The organism is Thalassoroseus sp. (genome assembly GCF_984380535.1).
In genome coordinates, this window is record NZ_CFHRBF010000002.1 from 504669 (window position 1) to 521206 (window position 16538).

The 16538-nt window shown below is 51.3% G+C and carries 10 protein-coding genes and 1 pseudogene; 5 read left to right on the forward strand and 6 right to left on the reverse strand.

The window, feature by feature from the left end; all coding sequences use genetic code 11:
* The first annotated feature begins 51 nt into the window (after nucleotides 1-51).
* On the forward strand, nucleotides 52-705 hold the full coding sequence (locus tag AC5DDB_RS04360) for a sulfite oxidase-like oxidoreductase (RefSeq protein ID WP_491738455.1): 654 nt from the start codon (nucleotides 52-54) through the stop codon (nucleotides 703-705).
* Nucleotides 706-1525: 820 nt separating this feature from the next.
* Here the strand turns inward: AC5DDB_RS04360 and AC5DDB_RS04365 are convergent.
* From AC5DDB_RS04365 to AC5DDB_RS04390, 6 genes and pseudogenes are all read right to left on the reverse strand, one after another.
* Nucleotides 1526-2773, reverse strand: a pseudogene (locus tag AC5DDB_RS04365) (recombinase family protein); the annotation flags it as partial.
* A gap of 155 nt (nucleotides 2774-2928) precedes the next feature.
* Nucleotides 2929-3525 carry a recombinase family protein gene (locus tag AC5DDB_RS04370; RefSeq protein WP_491738456.1) on the reverse strand — a complete coding sequence of 199 codons (597 nt, stop codon included), beginning with the start codon at nucleotides 3523-3525 and terminating at the stop codon, nucleotides 2929-2931.
* Nucleotides 3526-3763: 238 nt separating this feature from the next.
* Entirely contained in the window at nucleotides 3764-9208 is a 5445-nt protein-coding gene (locus tag AC5DDB_RS04375) for an NACHT and WD40 repeat domain-containing protein (RefSeq protein ID WP_491738457.1), read from the reverse strand.
* A 1085-nt stretch (nucleotides 9209-10293) separates the two neighbouring features.
* Nucleotides 10294-10995, reverse strand: a complete 702-nt coding sequence (locus AC5DDB_RS04380) for a hypothetical protein (protein WP_491738458.1) — start codon at nucleotides 10993-10995, stop codon at nucleotides 10294-10296.
* A 526-nt stretch (nucleotides 10996-11521) separates the two neighbouring features.
* On the reverse strand, nucleotides 11522-12304 hold the full coding sequence (locus tag AC5DDB_RS04385; protein ID WP_491738459.1) for a hypothetical protein: 783 nt from the start codon (nucleotides 12302-12304) through the stop codon (nucleotides 11522-11524).
* 69 nt (nucleotides 12305-12373) lie between these two features.
* Nucleotides 12374-12793 carry a hypothetical protein gene (locus AC5DDB_RS04390; RefSeq protein ID WP_491738460.1) on the reverse strand — a complete coding sequence of 140 codons (420 nt, stop codon included), beginning with the start codon at nucleotides 12791-12793 and terminating at the stop codon, nucleotides 12374-12376.
* 329 nt (nucleotides 12794-13122) lie between these two features.
* Here AC5DDB_RS04390 and AC5DDB_RS04395 point away from each other — a divergent pair, with 329 nt between their 5' ends.
* The 4 genes from AC5DDB_RS04395 (at nucleotide 13123) to AC5DDB_RS04410 (ending at nucleotide 16537) form a co-directional block, all read left to right on the forward strand.
* Nucleotides 13123-13995 carry a CAP domain-containing protein gene (locus tag AC5DDB_RS04395; protein WP_491738461.1) on the forward strand — a complete coding sequence of 291 codons (873 nt, stop codon included), beginning with the start codon at nucleotides 13123-13125 and terminating at the stop codon, nucleotides 13993-13995.
* A gap of 83 nt (nucleotides 13996-14078) precedes the next feature.
* Complete coding sequence (locus AC5DDB_RS04400) at nucleotides 14079-14867, forward strand: sugar phosphate isomerase/epimerase family protein (protein ID WP_491738462.1); 789 nt, start codon at nucleotides 14079-14081, stop codon at nucleotides 14865-14867.
* A 93-nt stretch (nucleotides 14868-14960) separates the two neighbouring features.
* Nucleotides 14961-16202 carry an exodeoxyribonuclease VII large subunit gene (gene xseA, locus AC5DDB_RS04405; protein ID WP_491738463.1) on the forward strand — a complete coding sequence of 414 codons (1242 nt, stop codon included), beginning with the start codon at nucleotides 14961-14963 and terminating at the stop codon, nucleotides 16200-16202.
* Nucleotides 16199-16537, forward strand: coding sequence for an exodeoxyribonuclease VII small subunit (locus tag AC5DDB_RS04410; protein ID WP_491738464.1), 339 nt, complete (start codon nucleotides 16199-16201; stop codon nucleotides 16535-16537). The genes xseA and AC5DDB_RS04410 overlap by 4 nt, the downstream gene beginning before the upstream one ends.
* Nucleotide 16538 lies beyond the last annotated feature (1 nt).

The window sequence follows — 16538 nt, forward strand, 5'->3', positions numbered from 1 at the left end:
GAGTTATCAAGAACGAATCAACTCGCATAACCCGCCGGACGGAGTTTCCGTATGACCACATCCGACCCGAAATATCAGAACGGCGATCCCCCACGACCAGTCGACATCGAGGCCGACATCATCGTCAGCCCGGATACGCATCGAGAGAATCGCGTCCCGCCGGGGCAAACGCGAACCCGCAAATGGCCGGTGCTCCACGCGAGTGATGTGCCAAACGTGACAACAGACACGTGGACATTGGAGATCAAAGGGTTGGTCGAAAACCCGCTGAAGCTCGATTGGAACGCCTTTCGTGAACTGCCCCGCACGAAAGTTTTCTCGGACTTCCACTGTGTGACGACGTGGTCACGACTCGGTAACCTATGGGAAGGCGTCTCTTCACGCGAACTGCTCGAGCGTGTCGGTGTTCGGCCGGAAGCGAAGTTCGTCGTCATCACCGGCTACGATTACGGCTGGACAACAAATCTTCCCTTGGAAGACTTTCTCGCCGACGATGTGTTGTTCGTCGATACCCACGACGGAGACCAGATCAACGCCGATCACGGCGGCCCTGTGCGATTGGTGGTGCCTCGTCTCTACGCATGGAAAAGCGCAAAGTGGGTCCGACGCGTCGAACTCGTCGACGAGAACCAACCCGGCTACTGGGAACAACTCGGCTATCACAACTACGGCGACCCGTGGTTACAACAGCGCTTTCAGGACTGACAGAAAATTTTCTTGGTTCTCCCGTCACTGGAGTAATTGTGATTTCGCGCAATCTAGTCGAAGGGGACCGCTTACCAGTTGGTTCACTACGTAGGTCGATTCGTAAAATCACTTTCCTCAGTGCCTCAGCCATCCGACGGTTGGTGGCTTCGTCGAGTTGTACCTGGAATACGGTTCTCGCTTGGTCGATGTTCTTGCGAGACTCCTTCACAAACGCTTTTGCTTTTCGCAGCTTACCAGATTGGTCCTTGAGGGCTTCTTCAACTGCATCCAACTTGCGTTCAAGCGTTAGCATGTCTTCCTCAGCCATTCTCCTTGCATGCTTTGCGGTTCCTGGAAGTTGCATCATTCCTTGCGAAAGCGTCCTGAGTTCTCGGCGCAGTTTTTCACGTTCTACTTCCAGTTTCTCCCTTACTTGAGGGAATATCTGCGTAAACGCGTCGTCAATAACGCTCAAAGTCTTCGTAAAGGCGGCACGGTGCTCAAGACTCCACTCGTCAGCCTTATCAACGCTCGCCATTATTTCTTCCAATTGATTTAGCTTCGTATTTATCTCCTCAATTGATTCGACCTTTGAGTTGTTGAAAGCAATCCTGGGAATGCGAAGATTGGGACGAATTCCAAGGTGCTGATTGGCGTAACTCAGAAGAAAACAAATTCGAGTTTTCGCTTCCATCATGTCTTTGATGTCCGAAGCGAATCGAGCACGTGCGCGTTCCACGAGCGCATTATCTTCCGAATTCTGTGCCTCCTCCAACAAAAGAAGGTCTTCATTCAACTCATCTAGGTATTTATCGACGGAAGGCATTATCGCATCAACCTGCACCGTATTTCGTTTGCATGGGCTTTCCGAACCGTCTCCCTTTGCTTTCTTGTATGATCCACAGAAATACGTCTGCGTGCGACTCCCGTCTCGGTTTTGCTGCCGATGTGCAACCATCCGCGCTCCACAGTCAGCACAGTAGAGCAAACCAGAAAAAATCAAATTCGGATTCCTTACTGCTGTACGGGTTTCGCGTGGTTTCTCCAATTTTTTCTGCACAGCATCCCAGGTGTTGCGATCCACAACGGGTTCGAAAATTTCAATAACTGGTTGTATCCATTCGTCTTTTGAATGAGCTCGCTGCTTTTTATCTCGACTGCTCACCTTTTTCACGGTTTGCCCATCAGACTCGTGGTACTTGGCATTTGACGTCTTGTTGTACGCAGGACGACCGATATAAACCGGGTTCTCAAGAAGCTTCTTGATTTGAGCTTGTGTAAACTTCGCTCCCGACGACGATCGGTACCCGGAATCGTTAAGAAATCGAGCAAGTTTGCCCATCGAAATTGACTCTGTGGCATACATTCGAAACACCGCTCGAATTGCATCCAATTTGACTTCGTCACGACTCGGAACCAAGCGGAAGACTTCATTACCCGATTTCGGCGGCGAGTTGTCTTTGCCGTCGAAACGCTCCGATTCGCGTCCGTCTGGATAAACCTTTAGCCGACGGTTTCTGCTCTCGACCACGACTCGCCATTTTTCCTCCCCGGTTATCGGATCGACACACGCTTTATCTAGGCCGAACGGCGGAAGACCACCTTGCGAAAGCCCTTTTCCCGCAAGATTCGTTTGACTCGAGAGTGTCCGCCATGACTTTTGTTTGAGTTCCCCAATGCTTCTTTCGCCGGTAATCAATGCCTGAAGGACTTGATGGAATTCTTCCCCACCGAGTATTTCCCCTTCAACGCTCACCAACAGGCAATTGCTTATACTGAGTTGATGCAGATACGATGCGTACTCTAAAACAGTGGCAGTTCCAAAACGGTCTGGCTGGTCAACGACTACCCATTGAATCTGCCCAAGTTCGATAGCACGAAGTAGCTCAGTAAAACCGGGGCGATCCGTCCGGTCCCGGCTCCAACCTACGTCCACAAACCAATTACTCGCTAGAATATGCAGGTCGTATCGCGAGCAGAAGGCTTCGATTGACTTGCGTTGTCTCTCGGGATCCTGACTGTCGTCACTTACACGGATGTACGCCGCCCCCTTGCCTTCGAGTTTGAGCATTCCCGATGAGTTCATGTGTCCACCTTTAGCTTTTAAAGAATGATTCGTCCTACCGTATAGTCTGTGAGACGAGTGATTTACTACCAAAAAATTTTGCCCGCTATGAGAGTCGGGTTCCGCGACCTCGATTAGGGTCTCTCATGCTTTAAGCAGTTTGAAACGAGCCGACGCTATGCGTTGCCGTTCAAAACGGAGTAGATCGTCGGACGTGATAGATGAAGATTGCGAGCGATTGAACTCACGGATTCACCTTGTTCCTTCAGCTGAAGAATCAGACGCTCTTTCGTGGCGTCGACTTTCTTGCGGACACCAGCTTTCGAGCCGCCCCAGCGTTTGCCCTGAGCTTTGGCTTTTGCTTGTCCAGCCCGAACCCGCTCCCCGCGGACTTCGTTTTCGTACTGTGCGACGGAAGCCAGCACGTTAGCCATGAGGCGACCTGCAGACGTAGAGAGGTCCAAACCGTCGCGGATACTAACGAGGTTCACCTTCCGTACTTGCAGGTCGTCAAATAGCGAGGTGAGTCCGCTTGCGGTTCGTCCGAGGCGATCGAGACGCCAAATGGCAATCGTGCTGACCTTGCCGGTACGGATATCCTGCTCAAGCCGGTTCCACTCGGGCCGGTCCATCGTCTTTCCGCTGGCTTTGTCGCGATACCACTCGACCTCCCCACCGCCGAAAGCCTCTGCCCATTTCTTCAAGTCCGGTTCCTGAGACCGCGTATCCTGGGCTTTCGTGGATACCCGAACATAGATCGCCGTTGTTCCCATCGCTCGCTCGCCTTCTCGTTTCCGTAGTTTTATCGAACAACTGGACAATAGCATCCTGGCGAGCTGGGTGTCAATTATGAATTAAAGTTGATGAGTAACATTTTTCGGAAGTGGTGGAGACGAAGAAATCCAGTCATGATCGCGGCGGAATTGGGCCGGATTCATTTTTGACAGGCTTCATCGATTGCGTTCAGTTCGGAAATATCGCTTCGATGAAAGGCTCTGATCTCGGAGATCATCATGACCGACTGGCAAGCTGCTTGCGACGATTGGACGGCAACAGATTATTATCATTTTCGTTATGTAGCCGCAGGCTCGGCATTTCATCAGCCTCGAATCGCACCAATCCATTGACATACCAAAATGGAGCACCTGGTCCGCCCTGCCAGAAGTGAGCTCCGTCACTCCGGATGGACGCCCATGAATCTTCGGTTGGGATCAAAATCCAGTGAAGTGCGGAAACACTCCACAATCTCACCGTGCCATCGCGTCCCCCCGTAACCAATGAACGACCATCCGGTGAGAAGGATACGCTCAATACTGGCCCCTCGTGACCATGGAACTCGCGGAAATCGCTTCCACTCTCAATGTCCCACAACTTGACCACTTCGTCCTCGCCGGCAGTCGCCAACGTTCGGCCATCTGGCGAGAATGCTACGGATAGAACAGCTTTCTGATGTCCCTCCAAGAGATTTAGTAGACGGCCAGTCTCAATATCCCAAATTCGCGCTGTGCCGTCTGTCCCGCACGTTGCTATTGAACGTCCGTCGGGAGAGATGGAAACCTTCCAAAGACTGTTGGCACTATGTCCCGCGAATCGCCGTACTACACTCCCTCTTGCGAGGTCGCATACTCTTATTGTTCCATCGGCACCCGCAACAACGAGCGACCCTCCGGACGGAGTAAATGCGATACTTCGTATTCGTCCATCAACGGTTGGAATTCGCGAAATCTGATCTACCTCAACTTCATAGACGCTGACCGTGCCGTCATCAGCTCCAGTTGCAAGCAAACGACCGTCCGACGAGAACGCAACGCTATGGACAGCACCACTTCGACCATTCCACACATGAATCTGATGGCCACTTGCAATCTCCCAAAGTCGTGTCGTCGCGTCGACACCTACGGTCGCAAGTGTTTTGCCGTCAGGCGACAACGCCATTTCGTTGATCGCACCATCATGCCCATTGAATTGGTGCACTAAATTGCCGCCATTAAGCGCCCATACTTTTGCTGACCCATCTCCACTGATAGAGATTAGTGTTCTCCATTCCCTTGAAAACTCCACTTGGTTAACTGCTGAATCATGTGCTGCAATCTGTTGGGGTTCGTAACTGGCGCTGGTTTCCCACAATCGAATGGTTCCATCAACGCTAGCGGTTGCAAGCAATTCTCCATCTGGTGAATAGTCGAGACTAAGAATCGCGTCATGATGCCCAATGTGCTGGTGAACTTCTCGTCCTTTGTCTAAGTCCCAGAATCTTATCGTGCCGTCATGCCCAGATGTTGCAATGGTACCATCGATTGGCGAAAAAGCGACGCCCGAAACCGTACCAATGTGACCTGTGAAACTACTGAGCTCGCAAACATCATCGGTGCGCCAAAGCCTTACAATGCCATCGTCACCACCAGTTGCCAAAGTGTGACCGTCTGCCGAGAAATCAACTCCATAGACCGCCCCTTCGTGACCTTTCCAACCGTGTATCTCTTGACCATTGTTAACATCCCATAAGCGAACCGTTCCATTCTGACTGGTTGTAGCAAGTACGGCACCATCGGGAGAGAAAGTGACTCGTAAAACAGTCGCCTTATGGCCCTTAAAATGTCGAATGGTGTGTAGAGTTTCTAACACAAACAACTGCACCAAGCCGTTTTCCCCTGCAACCGCAAGCAACTTGCCGTCAGGTGATATCGCTGCGCCATAGATTCTAGACTTGCCGAACTGCATTCCACGCAAAACAACGCCGGTGTCGGCGTCTCGCAACTCAACAAGCCCATCGTCGCCCGTTGAAACAGTTAGCTTTCCATCCGGGGAGAATGTTGAACAAATAACGATGTTCTGATTTACCGAAGAGCTAAGAACTTGGCGTCCGCTGCCAACATCCCACATATCTACCCGACCACTATTTCCGCTAGAGACAAGCCTACTGCCGTCCGGTGAAAACTTAACACTCAATTGAACGCTAGAATGCCCTTCGAGACGATCGACCTCACGCCGGCTGGCCAACTTCCACAGCCGTGTTGTTTTGTCTATCCCGGCAGTCGCCAGCAAAACGCCGTCCGGCGAGAACGCTACGCCAAAGACAGCGCCACGATGCCCTTCTAATTGGCAAACGATCGAGAGGTTGTCTGTTTTCCAAACATTAACACCTTCACTCTGACCGACGGTCGCAAAGCTACTTCCATCAGGCGAAAACGCTACGTCATGAAGGATGCCCATTTGGCCCTCCAAACTACGATGAGAAATGCTTCGGTGAATATCCCAGATTTGTGCCGTACCATCGTGACTTACACTTGCAAGGTTACCGGTACCTGGTGCGAATGCGATACGACTGACAACACTATTGTGGCGTTTCAAGCGTCCCAATTCTTCGCCAGTCTCAGTTTTCCACATGCAAATAGAACCGTCCTGACCGGCAGTTGCGAACATATCTTCTTTACAAGAGAACGCTACATCCATTGTTTTACCCTGCCGACAATGAATTTGCCGTAACTCAACTCCAGTTTCGATCTCCCAAAGCCGGACCGTCTCATCTTCGCTAGAGGTAGCGAGAAGGCGACCATCTGGCGAAAATGCCACTCCCGACACTGCACTCTCGTGGCCTTCAAATGAGCTAATTTCCTGTCCTGTTTCAACGTTCCATAGTCGTGCCGTGCCATCCTGACCGGCGGACGCGAGGCTTTTCCCATCGGCAGAAAACGCAACTCTGTAGACAGCTCCCCTATGGCCGATTAGGTGAAACAACTCGTGACCGTTGAATGCGTCACATACAGATGCTCCCGAGGTCGTTCCAACAGCAAATATTGTTGGAGGCCAAAGTTCTTCGTCCCAAGGTTCGCGATCGGCTGGTATTGGCCTCCTTGCAGATACTGGCATGAACGCCACACAATGGACAGCCGACGACCTAGCATGTAGTTGGAATGTCGTATTTTGCGGTCGTAGAGCTGCTCCGAAGAGGTCAGCTTTACTCCATTCAATATTGCGATCTTTTATGTGAAGCAAGTTGGCTAACCGAAAGCTAGCGCCCTCAACATCTGCTCCACGCATATCTGCGCCATCGAGATTCGCGCGATCGAATACCGCCTCCCTCAAGTCTGCCCCACTCATATTAGCGCTACGAAAGTTACATTGGACTAGTCGAGCATTTACCATAACGGCGTTGGAAAGATCTGTTCCCACGAAAAGCGAGCTGAAGAAGTCGCCACAGGATAATTCTCGTCCAGCAAGCTTCTCGTTAGAGAAGTCTTGACCTTGCAGAATTCGTCCTTCGAGCCTTGCCTGATTCAGTGGTCGATCAGCATTTGCCAAGTGCGAAGAAATTAGTCGCATATTCTCTATTAACACATCAGGAACATCTTGCTTTTCCAACAAAGAATCGAACCATTCTTGTAATTTGTCGTGACCAATCAAATCACGCAAGAAACTTGCCATCAGTGGTGAAATCCTACGCGACAAAAGCAGAGTCTCACTGCTCTGATGGATAACTTCTTGGGCTATACTGCGCGCTACCAACCACTCCATTACGGATTGATGTACAAAATGGAAATCTCCGTCGACATCGCGGCATAAGAGAGTCCCTGATCCAACCTGGTGCACTGAAACTTGCAAGTCAGTGGGAATGTTGCCAGTCAAATTCTGATCCAACGTGGATTGAACACTCTCCTCCAATTCTTCGAGAGGAACGGCGTGGTCGGTCTTCGCCCAGAGCCTTATCGCCAAATCGGTTACTGCAAACCACATTTGCTCAAGCGGTAATCCATGTATTGCAGCTTTCGGGTGCCGCCTGCTCCACTCGTTTTCCATCCAAGTCGAAAGAATCTCTTGATATAGGTCGGCAGCGGAGATTTCACCCGACGCATCTTGAACAGCCATAAGCCGTTCTTCCGGAAGGTCCGCAATAAAGACAAGCATTCTTGGCGTAGCCGATAAGCCCATAAGATCCTGAATATTTTGGATCAATTTAAGTCGTCGATCGGCTTTGGAGCGATCTCCTTCATACCGCTTAAGAAGAAAGTGACTGATTTGAATTTCGTCAAACGGTTGCAAGTAAGCAATGCGATTGGAAGGAAGTTCTTCGGCTCGTTTTCCGATCGCTGTGCGAACCTGCTGATCAGAGACAAAGTGTTGCGTACGACTTGTAACAATAACTTTTGCGTCGCCGATAGCCGCTTCCAATAGAGTGTCGAAGTGCTCGACAACGCGTTCGTAGGAAACTCGGAGTGCTAATTCATCAAAACCGTCGAATAGCAATACAATGCGACCATGCTCAAGCATGTAGCGGAAAGCCTTTCGGTTGTACGCATCTTCACCGAACGTTGCAAAATGCTGAGCAACAAGCTGATCAAGTGTACGTCCTTTTTCCAGATTCCTCATTTCGATGAGGATAGGTATTATTCCGTCTCCTTTCTCGTGCATACGCCTTGCGAGTTCGTGAAGCAAAAACGTCTTACCAGTCCCAAAGCTTCCGAGAATTACTACGAATCGTCCCGTCGGCAATTGCAGCCACGACTGGAGTACGTCCAACGCGTCTTCCGTCTGTGTTCGTTGGCCGCGTTCATCGAACGCCATGCGCTGATCAATGTACAGCGAAGGTGGATAAATTTGATCTTGATTCAATCTATTGGTTTGGTCAGTAAGGTAATCCGAAAAGTCGATCAAACCTTGGAACTGAGGGAAGCTTCGAAGGGATATTCGGTGGCGTTCTGCGAGCGTCTGCGTGTTGTTGTCAGGTCGCTCACCAGAATAGACGACTTCCAGCGGGAACGCTGCATTTCCCATCTGGTACTTCTTTACCGACGCCACGAAATTCGAGAGAGTGTCTTCAGTTATTTCCAACTCACATACGCCGACTGGAAAAACATGAGGGAATCCGTGCATTGTGGTTGCAATTCGGTAATACGAGAGCCCCGGTTTCCCGAGCGTACAGTGCGTGACTTCCGCCTTCGGATACTTGACAGAAAGTACGTGCCGCACCCAGGATCGCAATGTATCCTGGGTTCCCGACATCACGTCATCCGCCTGGGACCGTTCCGAATGTTTCCCAGCATGTGGTGACAACGCTAATTTGCACGCATAAATCACGCAAGAAACCGCAATGATTCCCAAGACAACGTCCGTAATTTGACTTTGCTGGGTCATCAGTTCCAGAAATCCGACAAATCGCGATTGTTTCCATTCGGTTTCTGCCGCCACTCCTGCACGACCACTCCAGCCAAAGGTCAGTTTTGCGACAATCAGCCACGTAAGTGAAAACAGAGCCCATGATAAAGTTCGCCGGAACCTATCCTCAATTCCGCGAAACCATACGATCAAACAAGCAACAATCGCGAAGACTACAATTCCCACTGTCACGAGAACAGTTGCGACTGGTGGCGCGTCGAGCAGATACATCGCTGTCGGCAATATTGCTCCGATCGCAGCTGCGATGGAAATTCCGATCAGCTTTTTTGTCCCAATATCCATCGCATTCTTTCCCGCTTTGTGAACTATCCGGCTTGCGGACTGCACAACAAATTGAGCAGTGGTATTTTTAAAGTCACATATGTGACATAACGACTCGGCGTGGCCCTTTCGGACCACGAACGAAAGTGATTCATAGCTGGTTGTGTGCGAATCGACTCCATCCTGTCTTAGAGCAAAAACACCTTCAAGTGTCGGACTTAGTTTTTGGGTCACACGATTTTTGTTTGAGACTAGAAGCCTCATTCGGTTTGTGTCGGCAAGACGTGGACGAACATCGCGATTCGGCACCCTGAAGTGAAGTCTCGCGGTCAAACGTTTTCCACCGGGAAAATTAGTCGGATTGCGTTAGGATAGCCCGAGATGGTCGGTGGTGGTCTTCTAGAAATGTGATATCGTTAGGGTGCCAGTCGCGATTGATGCCGATGCAACAAGTTGATTCCTGGCATCATGATGACCGATCGCCGTTGCCGTCCGCGAATTGGTCAAATTAGTTGATTTTGCAGTGATTTTTCGCTGAGTGAGGTAAGTCGCCGGTTGGCAACTGATGGGATTCGAGGCTGAAAACGTGGTTTCTCGGTGGATTTAACCCGATGCATCCCGAGACGGAATTAAACCAGAGAATGCATCCGTGTTTGTTTGAACTGGTGTCGTTGCATCAAATGATTGAGTTGGAAAATGGGAAGAAAAGAAGCACGGCGACCTAGAAGGTTACTGTGCTTTGGTTGTTACCGTCTGTATCCCACTCTACCGCTGCTCGATCCATACATCGCAACGCTTGCGTTGTATTCGCTCCTGTATCTGCTTTTTCTCTCGATCACGCGGTAGTTCAAAGCCTTCGGAGTACTAATCAGCGGCAATCGATTTGGATGCTGGAAGTTCAAGCCATCGAGAGAGGCGGTTCAAATCTGCTGTAAATTCCGCTGGTGATGAGGGTTGAAAATGGCTTGAATTTAGGATCCTCCCCCGTATTAGAGGTTTCCTCCTGTTCGAAATTAAGCGAACTTCTTTAGTATTCATGGTTTAGGCTCCATGCTCGAACAAAAATGGGAAAGCCAACATTGTCGATGCGTCAACTCAATCATTTCTCACGTCGATAGCCATCGGTAGAGCGTGCTTTTGGAAAGCTTGATCCTGTACTCAGCAGCAAAATGTTCAAGTATCTCTGCCACCGAGTAACCTTTTCTGAACAGTCCTACGACAATTGCCATTTTTTCGTCTTTGGTCAACTTACACGGCCTTCCTCCCTTGTTGCCTTTTCTTCGTTGACCACGTTTTTTCTGATAGCCCGCTTGGTTTTCCGGCGTCGTATCCGGATGAACCATGAAATACACGTTCCTACCTTTCACAAATCGTTCCGCCGTGTTGATGTCATATTGCGTTTGTGGGGCAAAAGGTCGCAATTCTGGGTGGAATCTGTGCGGACGAATCAATCGGTCGGGTGTTTCGAAAACCGGATAAGCATCAAGCCTCTCCGCTTCATCGACAACTTTTTCTACCCAATCTGGGTCATGTCCCAACGCCTGGGTCGTATACTCTCCAGCAATCACGAATCCTCGCGTCTGTAGAATGTCCCTCATGTCGTCAACTTGATCCTGAGCGTTTCCGTTTTCGTATTGATCATTTCTGGATACGCGGCCGATGAGAAATAACCGGTTGCAATCAGGTGTGGGTTGGTCCGGTACAATCATCCAATTCGGTGGAGACAAAGCATGGTGAACAAAGTATTTCACTTTGGCTCGAGTGGTGGCGGCGAGTTGTTCTGCTCTTGCGGATCGTTTTTTCGGCATATCATCACCTAAAAAAATTGCTCGGCCGATCCGTGATACTGAGGTGATGGAACGGCATCACGGTCGACCGAGGCGAGAAATGGGATAGCTACCCCCATGGATGGGAATTTGCACTCCGGGCAATGGCTTAGTCAACACGAGTGCGACGGAGACCCGTATTTCCGGTCAGGGCTTCGCGTTTGCTGGCCGGGGGCTTTAGTCAGGAATTTCAACAGGAAGCCTGAGAGCGTCGCACATGCGTTTTCACGGTGGCTTTCGCCACACGCTTCCGCATTCAGCTTGCCGCAGACGGGCCGACCAAGTAGCTTTTTTGCAGGAGTAGCGACAAGGCACCAATGGCTACCCCATCGTAACTACGGCGACCCGTGGCTGGAACAACGTTTCCAGGATTGATTGACAGCACCCCAGTGCCGTGACAATTATGATTTTACAAGTGCCTCCATAACGGCATTTACGTAAAAAACGACTTGGCAAAGAAATCGCCAAGTCGTTTTTGTTTTTCTATAGAAGTCTCAGTACAACTCGTCTAGCGATTGCGTCGCCGACTTTGGTCCTTAGAGTCTTCAAGGTCTTCATCAGCTTTCTGTGCAGCGTCTTTGACAAATTTTGGTCGCATGTATTTGACATCGACCGTCTCGCCATCCGCATGGATACGCCGAGCCGCAATGACTCGCATGTCCTGAGTTTGAACACTCTGCCCTTGAACAGACAATCGCAGACCTTCTTTGATATCCCAGGATTCGAGATTTTGTTTTGGTCCCAAATCGACAATCTTGCGATCGCCAAAATCGGTTTTCAGTCGTACGACCAAGTGTTCGGTGTCGGTCCCGTGAATCGGTACCGTTTTATGGTCGGTCACCTCACCGCTCACTTCCTGCAAACCAGCGCGATCCGGGAACTGATGTTGGTTGCGAAGTTGTTGTCGCATCCGTTCGCGCTGCTGTTGCATTTGCTCCGGCCGATTGGCTTGCGCGTCGCGTTCCCGGCGTTCCTGAGATCGCTTTTCAATTGTCTCGACAATGATGAGCGACGAATCATCGTACCCATCATAGTAGCCCTCGTTATAGCCAGCATAGTAACCGGCTAAGAAATGTTGCAGAGCCTCTTGTCGGTCCGACTCACTCCGTTCATTGCGAGCACTCGTTTGAGACCGTCTGGTCTGTCGATCTGAGTTGCTATCTTTCTCGGTCTTATCAATTGCTCGTCGTTGGCCGTTTGGTTGAACTGTTCCATCTTGACTATATAACTGACCAGACGCTGCAACCAACAAACCGAGTGTTGGGATCGCTGTTTTCCATGTTATTTTCATACTGGAGTTCCTTCTAGGATCTTTCAAGTATTCTATGTAACCGATGACTACGCGAACCGCGCTGAACCATTAGTCGAGCAAGTCGTCTGCATCGACATCGAAGTAGTTACTGTAGTCATACGGACTGCTATAGTCGTACGGATAATTTCCTAGCAGATCTTCACCGTAACTGACTCCGTAGTCTCGATCATAGAAATCATAGTACCAGTCATCGTTTCGATCGAGATCGTTGTAGCGTCCATAGCCGTATGGGTTGTAACCATAACCGGCATAGGGATTGATGTCGGTATTGAATCCGCGACGATACGCACCGCTGTAATTGTAATTATACTCGGAAGGTAACCGGGTATTGTCGTACCCGGGATTTAACCCATATCCGAACCCATAACGGCCGTAGTTCAACCCGTAACGCGGGCCGCCGGCTCCGTAATAGTTGTAACCAAATCCACCCGTTCCAACGCCGACTTGGGCTTGGCTAACATTTGGCATCGTGGCCAAACATAGTAGGCCAGTCCATATTGCGACTTTGCAATTCCACTTCATTGCATTCCTTTCTTGCTTGCTAGTCTTCAATACTCCATAACGACTCAAGTGCGTGACTTTCTTCAAGCGTGCAACACTTGCATGACCCCTTGCCGTGCAAAACCTGTTCCAAGAAGAAATTCTTTCAGCGATGGAGCGATCTGTACGCAGGCTGGTGTCGAAACCCCCAAGGTGGTTGCAAATCCGTCATGCGAAAATCCTTGTCCGTCGTAAATCTTCAGGTCTATAGTTAAGAGTACCAACAAGAATCGAGAACCTCTGATTGGGGATAAACGATGAAGAAATTGCCCACCAGCACCTTGGCTTTGTTAGTCGGATTGCTCACCAGTCAGGTATCAGTTGCGTTCGCGGAAGACGATAATTCTTCGGCTGTGCAGCAGATCACGGTGGAAAAGGTGGGACCGTACGAGCCGAAGTCGAAGGCGGACCTGTCACAAGTGGCGAGTCAAATCATTGAGCAAACGAATGCATTTCGGGAATCAAAGGAATTGGCCGCCCTCTCCATCGACAAGACACTGACTCAAACCGCCAAGGAGTTTGCGAGCTACATGGCTCGGACGGGGCGATACGGGCATAACGCCGATGAACAAACTCCTGCCGAACGTGCTAAAGCGGAAGATTATGAGTTGTGTCTGATCGCAGAGAACATTGCCTATCAGTTTCGAACAACAGGCTTCAAAACGGAGCCGTTGGCGAAACGCTTTGTGACCGGTTGGAAAGAATCACCTGGCCATCGCAAAAATATGCTGCGAGATTCGGTCACCGAAACCGGGGTCGCGGTCGTCCAAAGTGAGACGACGGGCGTGTACTTCGCGGTTCAATTGTTCGGACGCCCCAAGTCCGAAGCGATCGTTTTCCAAGTGACAAACCGAACAGAACAGGACATTCGGTATCGGAGCAATGAGCGTGAATTCAGCCTGCCTTCGCGATTCACGCGGTCTCACCAGCAATGTCTGCCTGGTCAAATCGAATTTCTGTCGGCATCGGAATCGAACGAAGCCGCCCAGCCGGTTTCGAAGATCAAACTCAAAACGCAGACCAAAATCATCGTTACGTCGGGATCAGATGGTCAGTTGAAGGTAGACGTCGAGGAACTTGAAGAAGGTGAAGCGATCGCGAAGCCGGACGAGTCAGATGTGTCAAATTGAACAAGGACCTCGCTTCGCGCGGTTGTGGGTTGGTCGTTACAATGCGGCCGTGATGACCGCGAATTCAAACCTGGACCTTGTTGATGCGACCGTTACGCTTTGCTGTGGCGACCCGATGTTTTCGCCAACCATTGAAACGTGCGATGCAGACCGCCGCGGAGTCTGGCGCAACCGGTGTGGAACTCGATATCCGCAATGAGGCAGTCGAGTCGGAATTGTCGGAAACCGGACGTCGCCACCTCTTGCACTTCCTTAGCGAGCATGGATTGACCGTCGCTGCCACCACGTTTCCGTTGCGATCGTATCTGCTGGATCCGGACCATCTCGACGCTCGGATCGGCGGCATCAAACGCGGATTGGAATTCAGTTACCAACTGGGGGCCAAAACCATGACGGCTCGTTTAGGACGTGTGCCGAGCGATCCCGATTCACCGGCTTTCCGATCTGCGGTGGAAATTTTGAACGACATTGCCCGCACGTCCAACTACATCGGCGTCGTGTTGGGACTCACGCCGTCCCGCGATTCCATTGCCAATATTCACCAGTTGATCGCAGCCGTCGAGGAAGGCCCGATTGGGATTCATTTCGACCCGGCTAGCATTGTGATGGGCGATAGCGACGTGTCCTCTGCCTATGGGACGCTCTACGAATTCGTCCAACAGGTGCAACTACGCGACGCGGTCCACGATGTCGATGGTGGCGGCGTGGAAGTTGCAGTCGGTCGCGGCGATGTCGTGTGGGATGAATTCCTCGCACTCCTCGATGAAACACCGTACAAAGGCTGGCTCGTCGCAGAACGAACCGCCGGCCAAGACCCCATCGGCGATATATCTCGCGCCATTCAGTACATCCAGAATGTTGGACAAGGGTAAAGTTCGAAGCCAGAAGTTTGATGTGAGCAATTCAATCACGTCGGCTACCGTGCTTCAAACTTTCCCCTTCCGACTTCAAACATCCAAAGCTTCATGCCTGAACTTGAACCACTGAGTGTTGCCGAACTCACGCAGCAGATTAAGGGCGTGATGGAAATGACGTTCCCCCGCGTGGCGGTGTTGGGGGAGTTGTCGAATTGCGTGCGTGCCGGTTCGGGGCATGTGTATCTCACGCTGAAAGATGCTGACGCACAAATCCGGGGCGTGATGTGGCGGGGTTCGGCTTCACGACTGAAATTCGACCTGACAGACGGCTTGGAAGTTGTCGCGATTGGCGGTGTCGAGGTGTATCCGCCTCGTGGCCAATATCAGTTGATCATCGAAGAACTGTTGCCCCAGGGCGTTGGTGCTCTGGAATTGGCATTCCGCCAGTTGCAAGAAAAACTCGCCCGTGAAGGGTTGTTCAACCCGGAACACAAACGCGAATTGCCTCGGTTTCCCAAGCGAATTGCTCTCGTCACCAGTCCAACGGGAGCCGCTGTCCGCGATATGTTGCAAGTCATTACACGACGTTGGAACGGATGCGATGTCGTCGTCCTGCCCGTTGCCGTTCAAGGTGACAAAGCCGCCGGAGAGATCGCAACTGCGATTCGGTTGGCACCGTCGATTGCCGATGTCGATGTTATCATCGTCGGCCGTGGTGGAGGAAGCTTGGAAGACCTGTGGGCCTTCAACGAAGAACCTGTGGCCCGCGCGATCTTCGATTGTCCCCTGCCCGTCGTCAGTGCGGTGGGACACGAGATCGATGTCAGCATTTCCGACCTCGTCGCCGATGTGCGTGCACTCACGCCCAGCGAAGCCGGCGAACTTGTCGTGCCGAACCGTCAAGAAGTGGGCGCGGAAGTCAGTCGACTGCAAGACCGCTTGATCGCTGGACTGCGTGGCCGCATCACAACCGCTCGCAGTACCCTTGAAAACCTCGCGACCCGTCGCGTCTTTGCCCGACCGCTCGACCGCGTGCATCAAGAAACGCGGACCGTGGACGAACTGTCGGAACGGCTCACCAAGTCCATGCGACGTCTCCTCGCCTCAGAGCGTCAACGCGTCGTCGGCCTCTCGGAAACGCTCGACAGTCTCAGCCCGCTCAAAGTTCTCGCGCGGGGTTACTGTGTCGCTCGCAAAGACAATGCGGGTCCGGTCGTTCGCAGTATTCGCGACGTGCAACCGGACGAACCGCTCGAAATTTTGCTCCGCGACGGCCGTTTGCATAGCCGCATCGAAACCGTGGAACCCACCAAAATCAATCCAACTTCTGCCGATCACTTGGAATCATGAGTCAGAAATCAACGCCGGAATCCGAAGCCTCGTTCGAACAATCGCTGGAGCAATTGCAAGAGATTGTCCGTCAACTTGAAGACGGCACGCTCGGCTTAGACGAATCCATGACGCAGTTCGAAGAGGGCGTCAAATTATTGAAACAATGTTACGCCGTCCTCGACCGCACCGAGCAACGCATCGAACTACTGACCCGCCTCGACGACGACGGCCAACCGGTCCTCGAACCTTTCGACAACACCGGCACCGCCGAAACGAAAGACACGAACAAAACCAAAGCCGGCCGCCGCAAACGCACAACAAAAACCGAAGAGGACGACAGCGGTTTGTTCTGAA